Annotated in this window: 19 protein-coding genes; 5 read left to right on the forward strand and 14 right to left on the reverse strand. The window is 38.4% G+C overall.

Annotation, left to right across the window (positions count from 1 at the left end):
* Nucleotides 1–37: 37 nt before the first annotated feature.
* The 5 genes from ACNQGN_RS13995 to ACNQGN_RS14015 form a co-directional block, all read right to left on the reverse strand.
* Complete coding sequence (locus ACNQGN_RS13995; RefSeq protein ID WP_417988449.1) at nt 38–613, reverse strand: sugar O-acetyltransferase; 576 nt, start codon at nt 611–613, stop codon at nt 38–40.
* Between the two features lie 84 nt (nt 614–697).
* On the reverse strand, nt 698–1,573 hold the full coding sequence (locus ACNQGN_RS14000) for a helix-turn-helix domain-containing protein (RefSeq protein WP_417988450.1): 876 nt from the start codon (nt 1,571–1,573) through the stop codon (nt 698–700).
* 270 nt (nt 1,574–1,843) lie between these two features.
* Nucleotides 1,844–2,422 (reverse strand): hypothetical protein, encoded by a 579-nt coding sequence (locus ACNQGN_RS14005; RefSeq protein ID WP_417988451.1) that lies wholly within the window; start codon nt 2,420–2,422, stop codon nt 1,844–1,846.
* A 54-nt stretch (nt 2,423–2,476) separates the two neighbouring features.
* A complete protein-coding gene (locus tag ACNQGN_RS14010) occupies nt 2,477–4,549 on the reverse strand; it encodes a xanthine dehydrogenase family protein molybdopterin-binding subunit (RefSeq protein WP_417988452.1) in 2,073 nt (690 codons plus the stop codon).
* A 73-nt stretch (nt 4,550–4,622) separates the two neighbouring features.
* A complete protein-coding gene (locus tag ACNQGN_RS14015; RefSeq protein WP_417988453.1) occupies nt 4,623–5,096 on the reverse strand; it encodes a (2Fe-2S)-binding protein in 474 nt (157 codons plus the stop codon).
* A gap of 561 nt (nt 5,097–5,657) precedes the next feature.
* Between ACNQGN_RS14015 and ACNQGN_RS14020 the strand changes: the two genes are divergently transcribed.
* Complete coding sequence (locus tag ACNQGN_RS14020) at nt 5,658–6,794, forward strand: cysteine desulfurase family protein (RefSeq protein ID WP_417988454.1); 1,137 nt, start codon at nt 5,658–5,660, stop codon at nt 6,792–6,794.
* Between the two features lie 35 nt (nt 6,795–6,829).
* Here the strand turns inward: ACNQGN_RS14020 and ACNQGN_RS14025 are convergent, their stop codons facing one another.
* The 8 genes from ACNQGN_RS14025 to ACNQGN_RS14060 form a co-directional block, all read right to left on the reverse strand.
* Nucleotides 6,830–7,933, reverse strand: coding sequence for a ThiF family adenylyltransferase (locus ACNQGN_RS14025; protein WP_417988455.1), 1,104 nt, complete (start codon nt 7,931–7,933; stop codon nt 6,830–6,832).
* Between the two features lies 1 nt (nt 7,934).
* Nucleotides 7,935–8,162 (reverse strand): MoaD/ThiS family protein, encoded by a 228-nt coding sequence (locus ACNQGN_RS14030; protein WP_417988456.1) that lies wholly within the window; start codon nt 8,160–8,162, stop codon nt 7,935–7,937.
* Between the two features lie 135 nt (nt 8,163–8,297).
* Complete coding sequence (locus ACNQGN_RS14035) at nt 8,298–9,032, reverse strand: sulfite exporter TauE/SafE family protein (protein WP_417988457.1); 735 nt, start codon at nt 9,030–9,032, stop codon at nt 8,298–8,300.
* A gap of 82 nt (nt 9,033–9,114) precedes the next feature.
* On the reverse strand, nt 9,115–9,714 hold the full coding sequence (locus ACNQGN_RS14040; protein ID WP_417988489.1) for a nucleotidyltransferase family protein: 600 nt from the start codon (nt 9,712–9,714) through the stop codon (nt 9,115–9,117).
* 173 nt (nt 9,715–9,887) lie between these two features.
* A complete protein-coding gene (locus tag ACNQGN_RS14045) occupies nt 9,888–11,009 on the reverse strand; it encodes an XdhC family protein (RefSeq protein ID WP_417988458.1) in 1,122 nt (373 codons plus the stop codon).
* 458 nt (nt 11,010–11,467) lie between these two features.
* On the reverse strand, nt 11,468–11,962 hold the full coding sequence (locus ACNQGN_RS14050; protein WP_417988459.1) for a cupin domain-containing protein: 495 nt from the start codon (nt 11,960–11,962) through the stop codon (nt 11,468–11,470).
* 206 nt (nt 11,963–12,168) lie between these two features.
* Nucleotides 12,169–12,900, reverse strand: a complete 732-nt coding sequence (locus tag ACNQGN_RS14055) for a carboxymuconolactone decarboxylase family protein (protein WP_417988460.1) — start codon at nt 12,898–12,900, stop codon at nt 12,169–12,171.
* 167 nt (nt 12,901–13,067) lie between these two features.
* Nucleotides 13,068–13,697 carry a flavodoxin gene (locus ACNQGN_RS14060; protein WP_417988461.1) on the reverse strand — a complete coding sequence of 210 codons (630 nt, stop codon included), beginning with the start codon at nt 13,695–13,697 and terminating at the stop codon, nt 13,068–13,070.
* A 152-nt stretch (nt 13,698–13,849) separates the two neighbouring features.
* Here ACNQGN_RS14060 and ACNQGN_RS14065 point away from each other — a divergent pair, with 152 nt between their 5' ends.
* From ACNQGN_RS14065 to ACNQGN_RS14080, 4 genes are all read left to right on the forward strand, one after another.
* On the forward strand, nt 13,850–14,746 hold the full coding sequence (locus tag ACNQGN_RS14065; protein ID WP_417988462.1) for a helix-turn-helix domain-containing protein: 897 nt from the start codon (nt 13,850–13,852) through the stop codon (nt 14,744–14,746).
* Between the two features lie 166 nt (nt 14,747–14,912).
* On the forward strand, nt 14,913–15,380 hold the full coding sequence (locus tag ACNQGN_RS14070) for a (2Fe-2S)-binding protein (RefSeq protein WP_417988463.1): 468 nt from the start codon (nt 14,913–14,915) through the stop codon (nt 15,378–15,380).
* 68 nt (nt 15,381–15,448) lie between these two features.
* Complete coding sequence (locus tag ACNQGN_RS14075; protein ID WP_417988464.1) at nt 15,449–16,072, forward strand: hypothetical protein; 624 nt, start codon at nt 15,449–15,451, stop codon at nt 16,070–16,072.
* Between the two features lie 45 nt (nt 16,073–16,117).
* Entirely contained in the window at nt 16,118–18,280 is a 2,163-nt protein-coding gene (locus ACNQGN_RS14080) for a molybdopterin cofactor-binding domain-containing protein (RefSeq protein ID WP_417988490.1), read from the forward strand.
* A 213-nt stretch (nt 18,281–18,493) separates the two neighbouring features.
* Here the strand turns inward: ACNQGN_RS14080 and ACNQGN_RS14085 are convergent, their stop codons facing one another.
* On the reverse strand, nt 18,494–18,895 hold the full coding sequence (locus ACNQGN_RS14085; RefSeq protein ID WP_417988465.1) for a cupin domain-containing protein: 402 nt from the start codon (nt 18,893–18,895) through the stop codon (nt 18,494–18,496).
* Nucleotides 18,896–18,987 lie beyond the last annotated feature (92 nt).

Raw genomic sequence — 18,987 nt, forward strand, 5'->3', positions numbered from 1 at the left:
TTTCTTTATAGTATAGTGATTTATTTGAATCTTGATATTAATTTTCTGTAATTGATTTAATGACTTTGGCAGGAATGCCGCCAACAATTGTATTGTCCGGAACATCTTTTGACACTACCGCACCTGCGGCAACTATAGAATTTTCACCAACAGTTACTCCCGGAAGTATCGTTGCACCAACTCCAATCCAAGCACCTTTTTTTATTACTATCGGTTGAGAAATTGTAGCCCTTCTTTCAGCAGGATTTATTGGATGATTGGTTGTAATCAGGTTTACTTTTGGACCAATTAGTACATTGTCTTCAATAGTAATACCTCCTCTGTCCATGAAGGTGCAGGCATGATTAACAAATACATTTTTACCTACACTAATATTTTCACCATAATCAGAATAAAAAGGTGGAATAATAAAAAAAGTATCGTCTACTTTTTTACCTATCAGTTCACTAAAAATAACATTGATTTCTTGTAAATCATCAGTAACCAGATTGTTCAACTTTGCTGTTGTACGAATTGCCTTTTGAATCACCTTAAATAATTTTGGGTATTCAGGGTCATTAAGCAGAATCGTTTCGCCTGATCTGTCTCTTGTAAAAATGGTTGTGTTTTTCATATCTCTTTGCATTTATCATACATGCAAAATTATAGAAAAACTTGGTTTATGCGGTAATAAGAATCAAACCTATAGTTAAGAAATTCAAACTGACTCTAAACGAAAGCTTTTAGGATTTGTGCCAGTATTTTTCTTAAAAAAGTTGTTAAAGTAGGTTGGGTATTCAAAACCAAGAGCATAGGCTATTTCTGCAATATTCCAATCGGTGTGTTGCAACAGTGCTTTAGCCTCGGCAATAATACGTTCAGAAATATGAGTAGTGGTTGATTTTCCTGTTACACCTTTTACAGCACGATTAAGATAATTAACGTGAAGCGATAAAGCGCTAGAATAATCCTGTGCTGTTTTTAGTTCAAGTGGTCGTTCATTGGTTTCAATTGGAAATTGCCTTTCCAATAACTCTAAAAAAACCGATGTAATTCGAGATTGAGCATTATTATTATTTACATAATTTTCAGAAGGTTGCATTTTCAATGCCTCGTGAATTATTAAATTAATATAATTACGGATTAAGTCATCCTTAAAAGCATAATCAGTTTGCTGCTCCTCCATCATTTTCTGGAAGAGGGTATTTAAAAACTCTCGCTGTTGTTCTGTTATTTTCAATATAGGCGTGCCTCCAATCTTAAATAAAGAAGAGTGTTGTAAACTTTCGGAGCGGTCTGATTTTAAAAACTCTTCTGAAAACAAGCAGGTGTAACCTACATAGCTTGTTGAGATTGTCTCCCAGGAGTAAGGAATATGCGGGTTACCAAAAAACAAAACAGTTCCTTCTGCATTAAAACTTTTATCAGCATAGTGAATAATGCTATTTCCAGTAGTCAGACAAATTTTATAAAAGTCCTTTCTGCTGTAATTTCGTGTTGCATTGCCATCGCTTTCAATTTGGAAAACATTAAATCCTTTTAACTTTAATTCAGTATTGAATTCTGAAACCGAACGTGTAACTTTGTTTTCCATATCACAAAGTTATAAAAAACAAACCTTATTTGATAGCACTCTCTGTTTTTTCTATCTAAACAAACTGTACCTTTTCTTCTTTAAAGTCAAGGTATAGAGTGCTTGCAAATTTTTTTTATCTCTATTTTCTTGCCTGTTTTAATAGCGAGCCATTATTACTTCTTCGCGCATTAGCACATCATCATCATTTGAAATACTGGAATCTTCGCCCTTACAAGCCAATTACTGTACTATTCGCTCGCTTTTAAGCTGTATACTATAACGCCCCAATTATTCTTTCGGAAGATAAGCACCTGTATCGATCCATGTCTTGAATAACTTGGCGAAGTTTTTATGACTCATTGGTGGTACACTTCGTCCTTCACCTGGATTCCATCCTCCTAACACCAACTTATCTGAGGTGATATGTTCAATTAGCTCCTTTGTGTTTTTCCCTCCGTTTTGTTTTGGATCAAGCAATTGCATAGCAAGTTGTCGTGGAGTTCTGCCTTGGAAAACCATTTTCATGTTCGCAGGAGGCAGGTGCCAGTTAGGATTACCTGGAGGAGTATGCACTCCGGCGGTATTGTCCAGTTGATGGCAATTAGCACATTTCATAGCGAATAGTCCTTTGCCATCTTTCCCTCTCTTAGGCAACATTGAATGCACATGACTGTCGTCACCCTGCAAAGGGACATCACCAGAAGGATGACAGTTCATACAGCGTGGATGCATAAGTACGGAATAAACCCCCTTAAATGCTTTCACTGAAGCAATACTATCTTTTACTGGGATATCTCTATAAATGCTTTCTTTGCTATAAAAATCTTTTGTGAACGAAAACGCTAAAAGCCCAGTCATGACAAGCATGACTGCAACTAATAGTACTTTTAAATTTTTAAATAATTTATATTTCATCTTCTATTAGATATTATGTTTCATCACTGGTAAACTATAAATACGTTTGCCTGTTGCAGCAAAAATAGCATTGGTCAATGCCGGAGCAACAGGCGGCACACCGCACTCTCCAGCCCCTCCCATTTTCGAAGTGCTTTCTACAATATGAACAGCTATAGCTGGAGACTCATGCATCCTTACCATCTTATAATCATAAAAATTATTTTGTTGAATCTGTCCTTTTTTGATAGTTACCTCCCCATATAAAGCCATGGTAAGGCCAAAGATGATACCGCTTTCCATCTGCGCTACAACTCCGTCGGGATTTACCGCCAGACCGCAATCTATGGCACAGGTCACCTTATGTACAATTACTCCCTGGTCTCCCAGACTGATCTCAATTACCTGCGCTACAAAACTTCCAAAAGACTCATGGACTGCAACACCGCGAAAATGACCATTCGGCAATGGTTTACTCCATTCTGATTTTTCTGCTACGAGATTTAAAGCAGCCAAGTGCCGTGGATGTGCTTCGAGAAAAGTTCTTCTGTATGCAACAGGATCCTTTCCTGCTTCATGCGCGAGTTGGTCAATCATTGTTTCCATCACATATCCGGTATGGGTATGCCCAACGGATCGGAACCATAGCGGCGGCACAACTTCCTTGGTCGTGTGCAACCCAATAAAATAATCTTGAATATTCGACATATAAGGCGATCCAGTAACTCCCTCTACTGAGGTATCGTCAATGCCATTGTGGATCCCACCGGCCATAATCGTATCCGCCATTATAGATTGCCCAACGATATTATGCTGCCAGGCTTGAGGAAGTCCACGGGCGTCCAGACCCACTTTAATTTTGTGAACATACACAGGACGATAGTACCCACCTTTCATATCGTCTTCACGACTCCATACCATTTTGATAAACTTTTGACTTTCCTTTGCTATATGAACGGCTTCCGATACAAAATCACAGCTTGGTGTAGCTCTACGCCCAAATCCTCCTCCAAGAAACATAGTGTTAACCAACACTTTTTCTGATGGCAAACCTAAAATTTTAGCAGCCGCTTCACGCTCTAGACCCGGTACCTGCGTCCCGGTCCAAATTTCGCATCCATCTGCACTAATTTTAACGGTGCAGTTCATAGGCTCCATTGGCGCATGCGCCAGATAGGGAAACTCATATTGCGCTTCAACCACTTTAATAGATTTTGTGAAAGCGTTAGTTACATTTCCTTTTTCTTCTGCAGGCAGTCCGTCGGAGGAGGCTAATTTTTTATACTTTTCCATCTGAGTTGTCGTGTCCAGATTGATACCCGAACCAGCATCCCATTCAATTTTAAGTTTTTTTCTACCCTGGCTTGCTGCCCAATAATGATCTGCCAGTACAGCAACTCCGCCTGGAATTTGTACAACTTGTCGAACTCCGGGAACACGAATCGCTTCTGAATCATCATACGATTTTACGGTACCTCCGAAAACCGGTGAATACTCAACAACTGCAGTAAGTAAACCTGCTGCCTGTACATCCATACCAAACTTTGCCGTACCATTAGTCTTAACGGCCGAATCAAGTCTTTTCATCCCCTTACCAACATATTTCCATTGCGAGGAAGCTCTCAACGTTACTTTATCAGGTACAGGCAATTGTGCAGCATCATTGACCAAATCTCCATAACTTATTTTTCGAGTACCGGCAGTTACAAAGCCATCCCCTGTTTTACAGTCCGCTACAGCTATCCCCATGCGCTTCGCTGCGGCCTGTACTAAGAGAATCCTTGCCGTAGCTCCAGCCTGACGGTATCTGTCAAACTCTGACCACGTACTACTGGAACCACCTGTAATCTGCATACCATAGGCCGTATGATTATAAGCAGAACCCGGGGGAGAATGCTCTACTTTAATATCATTCCAATTGGCATCTAATTCCTCTGCAATAAGCATGGGTAAGGTCGTCCAAACACCCTGCCCCATTTCTACATGTGAAAGCACTACAGTAATGCTATTATCAGGCAGTATGCGTAAAAAAGCATTGGGTTTAAAAGCTTCTGCACTATTCGGTGCAAGCAGCTTGCCTAATCTCCCAGAATGTGGCACAGTGAAAGAGACAAGCAATCCACCGCCTAGCAATATTCCGCTCTTAAGAAACTTCCTTCTACTATTTTCTGAATTATTCATCTGTATGTGCTTTATTTTGTGACTCTGCCACGTGGTGAATGGCTTGTCGTATGCGGTTATACGTTCCACAGCGGCAAATGTTACCAGACATTGCATCATCAATATCCTGATCTGTTGGATTTGGATTTTCTCTAAGAAGTACAGCGGCCGACATTAACTGTCCAGACTGGCAATAGCCACACTGGGGCACATCAAATTTCACCCACGCTTTTTGCAAGGGATGATCATTATCGGTTGACAATCCTTCGATTGTAACAATTTTTTGTCCAATAGCTCGACTTACTTTGGTAACGCAAGAGCGCACTGCTTCACCATTCAAATGAACAGTACACGCGCCGCATTGCGCTACACCGCAACCAAATTTGGTGCCTGTCAAACTTAAAACATCTCTGATTACCCACAATAATGGCATATCAGGATCAACATCAACGTTATAAGTACGCTGGTTAATAGTTAGTTTTATCATAATTTTTGTTTAGCCTCTTAAATACATACTAATTAACACGTTACCATTTTAAAAAAAACCAATTCATTACCAATCAAGTGTATATGTAAATTTAGCTAAAAATTTGTATACCAAAATTGTAATTTTCAAACAATTTATGAAGTATTTCAAATAATTTCAGACTTTAAACTATTCTAACCCATGAGATCTAAGCTCCTTGTCATACTGTAACACGCAAATACCGAAATAGTCTTTGAATTGACTTTTTTTTAATAAAAACCCCCTAAGTAAATCCAAAGCCACATTGCTTTATATAATCAAAAGTATTTGTTTCAATAAATAACAATATATACTTATATATGAACAAATTATAATAAAAAAATTAAATTAACAAACATAACGAAAAAGTAACGACTGAACCTCCTTTTTTAAGGGCCCTTTTCTCATCTCGATCGCTGTTTTTCCGCAGCTACAGCTGTGAGATTTCAAACAATATAAATTTTTAACAAAATTTCAACACTTTTGTTTATTCGAATTGAATGTTCAAAATCGTACTTTTACATACAATACTCTAAATAATTTATGTCACAGCAGCAAACTATTTATCTCGACAATAACGCCACTACCCGTCTGGATCAACGTGTGCTGGATGCGATGCTTCCGTATTATACCGATTATTACGCCAATGCCAGCAGTAGTCATTTGGCCGGATTAGCAGTTAACGAAGCAGTCGAGCACGCCACATGGCAAACAGCTTGTCTCATAGGAGCAAAACAGGGCGAAATTATCTTCACTTCCGGAGCAACTGAATCTATAAATCTCGCTATTAAAGGTCTTTTACACCAAAAGCGCAAACATATTGTTACCGTTGCCACAGAACACAAAGCTGTTCTCGATACCTGCCAATATATGGAAACTGCTGGATTTGAAGTTACCTCCTTAAAGCTACATAATAATGGTATTTTAGATCTTGAAGTACTCCATGAAACCGTTACCGATAAAACGCTGCTAGTCATTATCATGATGTCGAATAATGAAACTGGCACCCTTCAGTCTATTGCGGAAATTGCATCAATTGCCCATGCTAAAGGAGCCCTTTTTATGTGTGATGCTACTCAGGCGGTGGGTAAGCTCCCTATAGATGTAAAAACGTTAGGAATTGATCTCTTGCCGCTTTCGGCACACAAATTCTATGGACCAAAAGGCATAGGCGCTCTGTATCTTTCCGGTGCAGCCAAAATAAAATTAGCACCTCAGTTGCACGGCGGTGGACAGCAACGCAAATTACGCAGTGGAACCTTAAATGTACCTGGCATTATTGGACTGGGTAAAGCTTGCGAAATAGCCATGGCCGAAATGGAAACCGACCAAAAAAGAATAACAACACTACGTGATCGCCTTGAAAATGAATTATTGAAGTTTGAAGGCTCATTTGTAAACGGGAGTACTATCAGTAGAATATACAACACTACTAACATTTGCTTTCCAGGAGTAAACTCCGAAAATCTTATTCTTGCCTTAAAAAATATTGCTGTTTCTAATGGATCAGCGTGCTCATCCGTAACCACAGAACCCTCCTATGTCTTAAAGGCTTTGGGTTTATCAGATGCAGATGCTTTAAGCTCTGTCCGCTTTAGCTTGGGCAGGTTTACTACTTCAGAAGAAATAGAAGACACGATCACAAAAGTTTCTGCTCTGGCTGTACAGCTAAGGTCGTGAAACGTGCTAAAAATAGTATTAATCGTTTTGCTCCTTTATCTTTCTTGTAATGCATTTATACCTCCCTTGAGATGACTTATTTTTTTAGACGTCCCGAATTTTTTCAACAACATTTCTCCTGCTTTGAGACTCCGCTTGCCACTTTGACAAAATAATATAATATTGCTAGCCGTAAGTTCCGGTATCTTTTCACTGAAGGAAGACAGAGGAATGTTTACATTGGGAAAATCGGATTTTAGAAGTTCATGAGATTCTCTAACATCAATAAAAATCGTATCAGGACTTGTTCTATTTTTCAGAAAATCTGACACATCAAGCTCCTCAATACCACTAACAGACATACCGCAAAGCCGGCTATAATCTGTTTCCTTAAAAGCAACCCTATTTTGAGGAATCATTGCATTAACTGAATCATCTTTCGTGATATCAATAATAAAAGTACTGTAATTAAGGAGACTAAATGTCAGTAATTTACTGATCAGCAGTTCACCAATCCCTACAATAAGTTTGATAACTTCAGATGCCTGTATAACACCGATAATTCCTGGCAAAACACCAATCACTCCGGTTTCATTGCAATCAGGCACTTCCTGAGGCTTTGGCGGTGTTGGAAATAAATGACGGTAGTTGGTCTTATTTCCTTCGCTATCCTTGATATTAAAAACCGCAACCTGTCCTTCATACTGATAGATCGCTCCAAAAACTAAGCCTTTTCCAAGTACTACGCAGGCATCATTAATTAAGTATCGTGCAGTAAAATTGTCTGTGCAGTCTACCACGATATCATAATTGGATATGATTTCCAGGGCATTTGCAGAAGTAATTGTTACATTATAAGTTTTGATAACGATTTCTGGATTGAGACTTTCCAGCCTTGAGGCAGCAGCTTCCGTTTTAGGCTTGCCTATATCATCTGTAGTATACAATATCTGACGTTGCAAATTACTTAGTGCTATGGTATCACCATCTGCAATACCTATAGTTCCCAGACCTGCTGCTGCAAGATATTGCAATACGGGACATCCCAGACCTCCAGCTCCGATGACAAGCACTTTTGCTGTCTTGAGCTTTTGCTGTCCTTCAATACCAAAATCTTTAAGCGAGTAATGGCGGGCATACCGAGTATTTAATTTTTCCATATTATCCTCCAGAATAAGGTGGCATTAGTGCCACCGTGTCATTTTGAGTTAAATTAACATTTTCTTTAACCAATTTCTTGTTCACTGCCATTGCATATTTTACTTCGGCAAGTGCTGGAAAATGGTTTTGCAAAGTTATTTTCAGCGATACTACATCAGTCGCTTTCACATAAATTTCCTTACCGATAATCTGGGCTATTTGGCCAAAGGCTATAATTTTAATTTCCATAATTATTGAACTTGATTACTACTAATCTTTGAATGATTTTATAAGCACCTGCGACACAGCCGTCTTTGTCTGTAGGAATACCTAAAACAATGCTCTCTTTCTGCGTAACCACAGACGCCCCTTTGGCATGACAATTTAAGCTTTTGTGAATAAAAGTTTATAAGAGGCCATCAGTAATACCGTGGCCAGTACGTATTTCAAGACATTTTGGTTAAACTTTCGGGAACCCAAATAAGCGCCCAACAGTCCACCTGTAAATGCGATGGTTATATACAGCACCATATCTCCTGAAAACGATATTCCCTGTATAAGCATGCCGCCCAGGCCGGCAACCGAATTTACGAATATAAAAGCCGCACTAATCGCCGCAGTCTGTTTCTGATTTGTCCATTGCAAAAGCAATAAAATAGGAGAAAGTATGATTCCGCCACCAATACCAATCATTCCGGAAAGTAAACCTACAATACTTCCCGCTGCGACGGCTATGGAAACGTTATGCACTTTAAGTTCACTATCTTCAACATTCTTAAAAAAGAAAAATCTTAAGACAGGAAATAGCAATACTATTCCGAGAACGCGCTTATACGTATTTTCTTCTACAGTCATCATTCCTCCAATAAATGCTAACGGTATAGATCCTAATGCAATCGGGGCAAACAATTTCTTTAAAAAATAGCCTCCACTGTAATATTGTATGAAGGAAGTCAATGAAACAAAAAGGTTGAGCACAAGTGCAGTCGGTTTCATTTCATGTGGCGCAACTTCATATAATACCATAAGAGCAAGGTAGCCACTTGCACCACCGTGGCCGACGGCAGCATATAGAAAAGCGACCAAAAAAAGTATTACGTAAAATATTTCTATGGACATGGTAGTAGATTACGTTTGCGGAAACTTAAATTCAAGGCCTGAATTATTTTTTTTGCTTCTTGTATAGCGATCATTACTAAAATTAATTAATAAGGTTATGATAGTCTTCAGCGGTATCTATGTCAATGGCACCTTTTTCAAACGGAATTGAAACGGTATCATCCAAGTATGCATTGATTATTTTTTTTGCTCCCTCCTGACCTTTTAGTGCTAACAATGCACTAAAATGTTTTTTATCGAACAGCACTGGTGTACCCAATGTTTCAGAATAAGCACAAGCAACGATTCCTTTGTTCGTTTTATCCTGTTCACTGACTAAATTCTTAAAAACTGCATCCGTTACATAAGGCTGATCGCAAACTGTAAAAAGACACTTTTCAATATCCGGATGCAACTGTAGTACTACTTCAAGGCCTTTTACTATGGAAGAAGCCATGCCAGATTTCCAGTCAGGATTAAAGCAAATCGTCAGTACTGTTCTATCAAGTTCTTTTTCAATTAATTCGTTGTATGCTCCTGTCACTACTATAATAGCGCACTGCGGTAATAACGACGCTTCCTTTATTATTTTTTCTAGAAGCGTCGTATTCTTATATTCGAGTAACTGTTTAGGCAGCCCCAATCTTGAGGAGCTTCCAGCTGCCAATACAACGATGCCTATTTTATGTTCCATATTATCCACCAATAGTTATCATGCTGCGATTTTCTAATTTGTCTGTATCAATACTCTCAAAAAAACCACTAAACTGCCCATCCAATGCTTTGCTTTGCCCTTGATTGTTTCCGCTATAAGCGGAAGTAATTCTTGTCCACTACGCAAAGCTCCGAGCAAGTCAGTTTCATATTATATCTTCTTTATACTAGGTGCGTAGCGTTATGTATTTTTTCTGTTTTGTATTTCAATGAAGTTCCTCGCTTACTGCTCATGACTGCTTTAATTTCCGCTACTACTGCTAAAGCGATCTCTTCTGATGTCTCGGCACCGATATCAAGTCCTACAGGGCCATAAATCCGATCCAACTGCTCATCACTGACAGTTACTCCTTGATTTTCTATATCCTGAAACATGCGCTTCAGTTTTGTTTTAGGGCCAAGTATTCCGATGTAATTGCAGTTACTTTCCAATAACAACTTTAGTACCGCCAAATCATATTTATAGTTATGGGTCATCAGAACAAAATACGTTTGGCTATCAATAGCCAGACGCTTCACTAATTCTTCTGGCTTGACAACAATTACTTGCTTTGCTTCTGGAAAACGCTTTATAGTCGAATGAGTTGCGCGACCATCGCCCACAGTAACTTCCCAACCTAATAGCGCACCCATCTTCACAAGAGGCTGGACATCATTGCCCGCTCCCGCTATCACAAGTGAAACTGGAGGGTCAATATAATCTATCAGTGCCTCCTGCTTGCTATCTCCTTTTATTTTTTTTACAATACTAATCCTATTACTTATTACCGCCTTAAGATCCGACAGTATTTCTAATGCAATATCATTGCTATAACAAAGTTGTGTATCGTCTCTGTAAAACATTACAGTTCCAATCTGCACTGTCTGTCTCTTCAATGAAAAAATGGTAAGCATGACAGCCTCCTTTCGCTCTGCTTCCAATTGCTGCAATAGCTGCATTGGATTATTTGCAACGGCATCATCAATATATTCAAAAAGGATATGAACAATACCATTACAACCCAATTGCACTCCAAATTCTATATCATCTTCATTGCTTGTATCGTAAGTAATGAGCTTGTTCTGCTGCTGCTGTATTGAAAGTAGTGCTTTTCTGAGCGCATCTCCCTCTAAACAACCCCCGCTGATTGCACCTGTCAGCAAACCGTCTTCCGTGACAAGCATACGTGCTCCTGGTTGTCGATAAGAAGAACCTTCAACTTTAACCACAGTAGCCAGAGCTGCTTTTTTCCCGGCAAGCTTTGCTGCTTCATATGCTTTTATAATTTCGCTGATTTCCCTCATAGTATTAAATACTCTTAAACAAAAATAAACCATTACTAACGTACTGATGTTTATTTTATTAAAATTTTACGATTATTCTAAATGTAAATATAGTAAAGAAAGTTTTTGGCAAAAACCTCATTTTGAAAAACAAAAAATGATTTGAATTCAATTACTACAAAGTTAACCACTACTCCTAGTCTCTTTGTAATAAAAATCAAACAATCAATTATGAAAATCAAACATACTGACTTTTTAAGAGGATTGAAAATCCTGTATGTTCCTTAATTTGATACTTAACTATTTATCTAATTTCACAGTATTCAGTCAAAATTGTTATTAAGCAGAAACACATAAAAGTATAGCTGTATCGATACTAATATCAAAAAATTAGAATGGTAATTCCATATTTATAAGACTTAATTAATTAGAAAAGCGCTGTTTCAGATTGTCGTTGTCTCAGACTAAAGTGTTAACCGCTAATCTCCCGGCTCGCTCTGGTATTCTTCATCCGTTACGGTTTCCAACCAAACCGTTTCACCATTTTCCCTTCCAGTTATTGCTATCTGAACAAATTTCATCTCTGCACTTGCACCATGCCAATGCGGAATATTAGCTGGGCATTTCACAACATCTCCCTTATTGACGAGAACTTTTGAACTTCCTTTTTCCTGATAGTATCCTACACCATCAAGTGCCAATATAATCTGCCCTGCTGGATGGCTATGCCATTTTGTTCTTGCACCTGGTTCAAAAGTCACACTTCCTACAGCATTCTTATTGATACTATCCGCTTGAACCAAATTATTCAGCCATGCAGTACCAATAAAATTATCATTGCTTATTTTTTCTCCTTTTGCAAAAATTATAGTGTCTGATTTAGTCGTTGCAGCATTTTCGGTTTTCGTTTTATTATCGCATGCCATGAACATAAAAACAAGAGCTAATGGTATGTGTTTTATTAATTTTTTCATATTATTTCCTTTAAGTTTCAAATATCAAATTCCCGTTTTCTCTTGTAGATACTATTTATAAAATGCATCTTGTTTTTTTAGTACTGTTCGTATTCTTGTTTATCAACTACCCTATTTTGTGTATTAAGAGACCCTGTCTGTATCACAGATAGCGCGCTATTGTCATTAGAAATAGGAAAGTTTTCAAACTGCTCTTATTTTTTATTTTACTTCTTACTTTTTAGGACTTCGTCCAAAACTTTCTGAGTTGCTTTCGCTTCTTTTTTGCCAATGGATGATTTGATAATCCCTACAAACTGCTGTAACTGATTTGGGGTTAAACCAACATTCAGGCATATATTCAAATGGGAACGCAGCATCGGTTCCACGCCACCAATACTACTGAGTACAGATACGGTTACCAGCTCTCTTTCAGCATAGGTCAAGATATCCCGTTCAAAAATATCAGCGAACAGATGCTCTTTAAGAAAGACCTCTATTTGTGGTTCAAATGCTGCATAGCCAGTTTTTGGTCCCATCTCCTTCACACCAGTTAGCGCCTCCAATATTCTCTTACCACGTTCGTACTTGCTGCGTCCCTCATTAATTGGCGATGCTTCAGCACCTTTCACATCATTAATGCCATTTGCTTTACGCTGGTCCAATACGGTCATGAAAGTTTGTAATCCCCTAATGCTGCGGGGAAATCCAGCATAGGCATAGAGATGAACAATCGCTTCCTTGATCTGGTTAATGGTCAATCCTGATTCTAGTCCTGCATTTAGCTCCACTTTTAGCTTTGACAGATCTCCTTTTGCTGTCGCGGCGGCAATACCAATAATAGCTTGTTCCTTAGGATTCAATTCCCTATTTTCATTCGGATTGTACTGGGCATTCACAATACAGGAAACAGCACTAAATGTGATAACTAAGGCTATGAATATTTTATTTTTTTTCATGATTGATCTGTTACTCTTTACTTTCTCTGTTCTCCTGCCATCCCAAAATAAGAACAACTGCGAAAATCGCTAAAAAAGCTTTGGTTATTTTTTTATTTATTAACTTCATTTGATTCATAAGCAACGGTCCACGATCAGCCCACCGCATGTTCCTTTTTCCTGATATATCAATTAACTAAACCTATTTTTTTTAACCAATTTTCTACTTCAATCTGTACCTCTTTTACTTTTTCACCTTTCATCACGAATAAAATGCCGTCTCTTTCCACTCCACCTTTAGTAGAAAATCCTTCCAATACTTTACTATCAGGACATAATTGCTTCACGGTCTCAAAACTGCTTCCAATGCCATAACCTCCATTGGTATTAAAGGGAACTATGGTTTTTCCACTTAAATCGTATTGATTCAAAAAGCTTTTCATAGGAGGAGGTAATTGCATCCCCCAGGTTGGAAATCCAACAAATACCACATCGTATTTTTCTATAGTGTCAATCGTTGTTTTTAATGGCGGTAAAAAACCAGCAGCATTTTCATTTGCTACCTGATCGACTGTAGTCTGATAATGTTCCGGATAGGGCGTTACCAATTCCAATGCCACCAAGTTACCTCCAACCGTGTTGTGGATGATCGCTGCAACGGTTTTGGTATTTTTCGTTCGTGACAGATAGACAATCAGTACCTTTTTATCTTTCAGCAACGCACCTTTTTCTATTGGTAGTTTTTGTGCCCAGGAACAAGACGACAATATAAACAAAATTGTGCTTAGCCATAACCAATATGCTGTTAACCTTCTCATCTATATCAATTTTTCATACAAATTTCCTAATACCTCAGTTCTCTTTTGGTATACAAATTACTGAATCTGCTACCAAGATTACTGATTAGGTTCGAACTAGTATTAAAGTTATGCTTAAATACTTAAATTTGTATAACAAACGACGAAAAGACATGGAACCAGTAATTAACTTTGAGACTATTAGTGAATACAATGCTTTTAACAATCATGAAACCTTACACCCCATGGTTAGCATTATTGATTTTTCAAAAGCTAAGGAAAGAACCGGTTCTAAAATGAACTTTGGGCTTTACTGTGTATTTTTAAAACAAGTACGCTGTGGCGATTTAAAATACGGTCGGAATTATTACGATTATCAGGAAGGAACCTTGGTTTTTATAGCACCCGGTCAGGTAATCGACGTAGAAAACAAAGTAGACTTTTATCAACCAATGGGACATGGATTGGTTTTTCATCCAGATTTAATTCGTGGAACTTCGCTTGCTAAAAGTATTAAAGACTACAATTTTTTCAGCTACAATACCAGTGAAGCATTACATTTATCAGAACGAGAAAGACAACTGGTACTGGATTGTTTCTCTAAAATTGAGGTTGAATTAAAACAATCTATTGACAAGCATAGTAAAAAGCTTATCGCATCTAATATTGAGTTATTTTTGAATTACTGCGAAAGATTTTACGATCGTCAGTTTATTACCAGAGATACTGCCAATAAAGGAATTGTTGAAAAATTTGAAGAATTGCTGAACGATTATTTTTCTTCTGACAAACCTCAAAGTATAGGATTGCCATCTGTTGCCTATTACGCTAACGAGCTAAATTTATCTGCTAATTATTTTGGTGACCTAATTAAAAAAGAAACTGGAAAATCCGCGCAGGAATACATTCAAAATAAAATTATTGATGTAGCTAAAAACAAAATATTTAACTCCACTAAAACCATCAACGAAGTAGCTTATGAAATGGGGTTTAAATATCCGCAACACTTCACTCGTTTTTTCAAACAACATGTAGGTAATACCCCTAATGAATACAGGTCCTTAAATTAAAGCCTGCCAAATCTTTCAGGAGTGAAGAAAAAGTAATAATCAAACGTAAGGCTATGGTTGTAATTGTTTGAAAATCATAATGAATTATTTGATTTTCGTTATATTGATTGTTACTATCGTACTACTTTTATTTTTTTGTAATTTTAGAAATCAAATCTTATTCCATATGATCACATTAAACGTAAACAATAAAATCTACCAGGTAGAAGTAAGTCCAGACATGCCGTTGCTATGGGTACTAAGGGATACTTTGGGCCTTACCGGAACAAAATATGGTTGCGGTGTAGCTCAGTGCGGAGCCTGCGTATTGCATCTTGATGGAGAGGCGGTAAGATCCTGTATAACAAAAGTAAGTCGAGCGGAAGGAAAAATGGTGACTACAATTGAAGGCTTATCTGCAAACAATGATCATCCAGCGCAGCAGGCATGGGCTGAAATCGATGTCCCTCAATGCGGATACTGCCACTCCGGTCAAATTATGTCAGCTGCAGTTCTGTTAAGAGAAAATCCAAAACCTACTGATCAGGATATTGATGACGCAATGTCTGGAAATATTTGCAGATGCGGAACATATCCCCGTGTGAGGAAAGCGATTCACTTAGCAGCACAATTACAGGAAAAAAATAAAATTTAAAGACCGCAAATCAATTTATACAGAAAATTTCTGGTAGGACTCTCCTTCCCTAACATAAAATAGTTACTATGGCTACACTACTAAAATACAAAACTATTGCTATCCTATTTTTTTTGTTTCTTGGCATGGTTGCATTGGGTTGGACTTTAAACCAAAAAACTGACAATGGATATGTAAAGCTAGATAAAGTTGCACTCAAAAAAGACAGCATTGCTTCGGTAAAGGCATTCAAAGAGGTCTATAAGGTATTGATGAGCCCACGCTGCGTAAACTGCCATCCTAAAGGCGATATACCTTTACAAGGTGACGATAGCCATTTGCACGCTATGGCTCCTAAGAGAGGTAAAGACGGTAAAGGCTTATATGCAATGAAATGCACGAATTGCCACCAGCCTAAAAACACACCAGGCCTACATACCCCTCCAGGAAATCCAGACTGGCACTTGCCCCCTGCAGATATGAAAATGGTTTTTGAAGGACGTAATGCGCACCAGTTAGCAAAACAATTGATTGATCCGAACCAAAACGGACATAAGGATTTAAAGAAACTCATAGAACATGCGGAGGACGCCTTAGTATTGACAGGATGGGATCCGGGAGAGGGACGTACCTTACCCCCACTGACCCACGCAGAGTTTAAAAAAGCTTGGCTGGCTTGGTTAAACAATGGCGCATATGCCCCAGCTAAATAATATCCAAAGAATTATGTTGTCAAACTAAATAATTTCTAAAGTATGATGGATTTAAAAAATAATATAGATAATACAAGGAGAAGTTTCCTAAAACTTGCAGGTTTGGGTGGTGCTGCGCTGTGCTTGGGTTTTTATGTACCAGGTGATGATGGTGCAATTTTAAGGAGACCTTCGGATTTGACAGATGCTGATATTGAAATGTGTGCCTGGATACTTATCAATACATCTGGAAAAGTAACAATAGTGAGCCACCGTGCTGAAATGGGTCAAGGAGCTTATCATTCAATACCGCAAATCATTGCAGAAGAATTGGAAGTTAACTTAAAAGACATCGACGTAATATTCGCACAAGGAAATGAACAAAAATATGGAAATCAAATAACTGGGGGTAGTTCGACAATAAGGGGATCCTACAAGAATTTGCTAAAATTAAGTGCAACGGCTCGCGAAATGCTAGTCGCTGCCGCCGCTTTACAATGGAAAGTTTCAATTGCCGACTGTTATGCAGAAGCAGGAAATGTCATCCATAAGCCCTCAGGAAAAAAGGCACATTATGGAGAATTAGTACAGCAGGCTTCTAAGCTCGAAGCACCAAAAAATCCAAAGCTTAAAAAAATTTCTGAATATAAACTTATCCGTCAGCCATTACACCGTCTGGATACTCCACTGAAAACTAACGGAAGCGCTATATTTGGACTGGACAAAAAAATTCCAGGAATGCTTTACGCAGCAGTAGAAAGAAATCCAAGGCTTCGTGGAAAAGTGAAGAGCTTCGATGCTTCTTTGGCAAAAAAAGTCCCCGGTGTAAAACATATTTTTACAGTACGAATGGGTGTACACAATACTTTTCGTGAAGGTGTGGCAGTTGTAGCCGATTCTACCTGGGCGGCACTACAAGGAAAGAAGGCTTTGCGTGTTGAATGGGATGATAGTGGATTTGAACATTTGAACAGTCCTGAAATATTCAAACGTCAGGAAGAATTTATAAAAACAAAAGAGGGACTGCCGCTTAAATCTCAGGGGAACCCCTCTGCAATCATAGAAAAATCAAATAAGAAGCTTGATGTAATTTATCAGACACCCTATCAGTCCCATAGCTGTATGGAACCTGTAAATTGCATTGCCCATTTCCAGGGGGATAAGGTGGAAATTTGGGGACCAATTCAGGCTCCGGGATGGGTTCAAGAGTATATAAGTACACAACTAGGTCTTCCAAAAGAAAAAGTAATAGTAAATATGACTTTTCTTGGAGGCGGCTTTGGGAGAAAAGCTTTCATGGATTATCCCCATGAAGCTACTATGATTTCAAAAGAAGTAGGTGCCCCGGTACAGGTAGTATGGACACGTGAGGACGATCTGACACAAGGGCCATATCGCCCAGGGATTTCCTACCGTTGCCAAGGCGTTGTGACAGATGGAAAAATAGAGGCACTCCAATTTAGGATGGCAGGCCAAAATAACGATCACTGGCGTGGAGGAAAAAAAGACGCGGCAAATCGCAGTACAAGTGAAGGTTTCCTTGAGCCGTACTATAAAAGTATCAAAAATTTAAGTATTTCAGACGTTCCTTTTGAAACACCGATACCAACAATGTGGTGGCGTTCCGTATATGCTTCCACCAATGGCTTTGCTTATGAGAGCTTCATGGACGAGATGGCATTAGAAGCCGGTAAAGATCCGTTAGAATTTAGGAGAGCTCATCTTCAGGATGAAAGATGTCAAAAACTAATCGATAAGATGGAGGAAGTCTCAGGTTGGAAAAGCAGAAAGAAAAATGAAGGCTACGGTGTAGCAATCACGGAATGTTTCAAATCAACTGTGGGACACGTTGTAAAAGTATCAAAAAAACCTTCTGGGGGTATAAAGATCGATAAAGTGTGGGCTGTTATGGATTGTGGCTGGTACGTTAATCCTGATATTATACGTGCGCAGGTCGAAGGTTCGATTGTTATGGGCCTAGGCGCAGCAACAATACATGAAATAACGTTCAAGGACGGCAAAGTAGAGCAAAACAATTTCTATGACTATCCAATGCCCCGCATTAATGATATTCCTACAATAGAAGTTTATATAATAGATAATGAAGAGGATGCGGGCGGAGTTGGAGAACCTGGCCTTCCCCCATTTGCTCCAGCACTGACAAATGCAATTTACGATCTGACAGGCAAAAGAATAAGAAAATTGCCTTTCAGTCTTGCAACAGTCTAATAGGATGAATTTTTTAGCTAGGATCATTCCACACTTATGAATGATCTTAGTTTATTTTTTTATATTGACGACACCATACAATTGTGGGTGCAAACTGCGATTCGAATCCCTTTTAAAAGCTGGTTTTTATGAGCCATAAGATGCCGTATTACCATTTCGAACTTACTTCCTGTTACGCTGTGTATTCCAAGGGGTCACCATTTTATATTTTTATTATTTAGAATAACTGTTGTATTCTTCATCGGTTACACCATCGAGCCAAACTACAGAACCTTTATCGATCTCTGTAATGATTGCTATATGTGAAAAGGTGCTATGAGGCGTTGCGCCATACCAATGTTCAACACCAGGTAAAACCGTAACCACGTCTCCCTTATTAAGCAATCGTGTTGAATCGCCTCTTTCTTGAAAATAACCGACACCCTCTGTTGCAACAAGCAGTTGCAAACCCGGATTGGTATGCCAATTGCTTCGCGAACCAGGTTCAAAAACCAGGTCTTTTATGGTAGTGTTACGAGGCTGAATACTGCTGTTACGCTTTTTAAAAAAAACTTCGCCAGTAGTAAATTTATTAGGAATTACCCCCTCTTCAATAACGGTAGTATAGATCGACATAATATTGATTATTTGGTATAGTTTGATTTTCTATTTAAAATCTATCTAACAAAAAACAGTCGTTCATAGTAATAACCCTCCTCTCAATTTTT

The sequence above is a fragment of the Flavobacterium rhamnosi genome (genome assembly GCF_048286515.1).
Taxonomy (GTDB): Bacteria; Bacteroidota; Bacteroidia; order Flavobacteriales; family Flavobacteriaceae; genus Flavobacterium.

Excerpts from the sequence above, each read along its gene's own strand:
- ACNQGN_RS13995 (WP_417988449.1), bottom strand. The coding sequence starts at position 613 with ATGAAAAACACAACCATTTTTACAAGAGACAGATCAGGCGAAACGATT.
- ACNQGN_RS14070 (WP_417988463.1), top strand. The coding sequence starts at position 14,913 with ATGATCACATTAAACGTAAACAATAAAATCTACCAGGTAGAAGTAAGT.
- ACNQGN_RS14000 (WP_417988450.1), bottom strand. The coding sequence starts at position 1,573 with ATGGAAAACAAAGTTACACGTTCGGTTTCAGAATTCAATACTGAATTA.
- ACNQGN_RS14075 (WP_417988464.1), top strand. The coding sequence starts at position 15,449 with ATGGCTACACTACTAAAATACAAAACTATTGCTATCCTATTTTTTTTG.
- ACNQGN_RS14050 (WP_417988459.1), bottom strand. The coding sequence starts at position 11,962 with ATGAAAAAATTAATAAAACACATACCATTAGCTCTTGTTTTTATGTTC.
- ACNQGN_RS14005 (WP_417988451.1), bottom strand. The coding sequence starts at position 2,422 with ATGCTTGTCATGACTGGGCTTTTAGCGTTTTCGTTCACAAAAGATTTT.
- ACNQGN_RS14035 (WP_417988457.1), bottom strand. The coding sequence starts at position 9,032 with ATGTCCATAGAAATATTTTACGTAATACTTTTTTTGGTCGCTTTTCTA.
- ACNQGN_RS14065 (WP_417988462.1), top strand. The coding sequence starts at position 13,850 with ATGGAACCAGTAATTAACTTTGAGACTATTAGTGAATACAATGCTTTT.
- ACNQGN_RS14020 (WP_417988454.1), top strand. The coding sequence starts at position 5,658 with ATGTCACAGCAGCAAACTATTTATCTCGACAATAACGCCACTACCCGT.
- ACNQGN_RS14030 (WP_417988456.1), bottom strand. The coding sequence starts at position 8,162 with ATGGAAATTAAAATTATAGCCTTTGGCCAAATAGCCCAGATTATCGGT.
- ACNQGN_RS14060 (WP_417988461.1), bottom strand. The coding sequence starts at position 13,697 with ATGAGAAGGTTAACAGCATATTGGTTATGGCTAAGCACAATTTTGTTT.
- ACNQGN_RS14015 (WP_417988453.1), bottom strand. The coding sequence starts at position 5,096 with ATGATAAAACTAACTATTAACCAGCGTACTTATAACGTTGATGTTGAT.
- ACNQGN_RS14080 (WP_417988490.1), top strand. The coding sequence starts at position 16,118 with ATGGATTTAAAAAATAATATAGATAATACAAGGAGAAGTTTCCTAAAA.
- ACNQGN_RS14045 (WP_417988458.1), bottom strand. The coding sequence starts at position 11,009 with ATGAGGGAAATCAGCGAAATTATAAAAGCATATGAAGCAGCAAAGCTT.
- ACNQGN_RS14025 (WP_417988455.1), bottom strand. The coding sequence starts at position 7,933 with ATGGAAAAATTAAATACTCGGTATGCCCGCCATTACTCGCTTAAAGAT.
- ACNQGN_RS14085 (WP_417988465.1), bottom strand. The coding sequence starts at position 18,895 with ATGTCGATCTATACTACCGTTATTGAAGAGGGGGTAATTCCTAATAAA.
- ACNQGN_RS14055 (WP_417988460.1), bottom strand. The coding sequence starts at position 12,900 with ATGAAAAAAAATAAAATATTCATAGCCTTAGTTATCACATTTAGTGCT.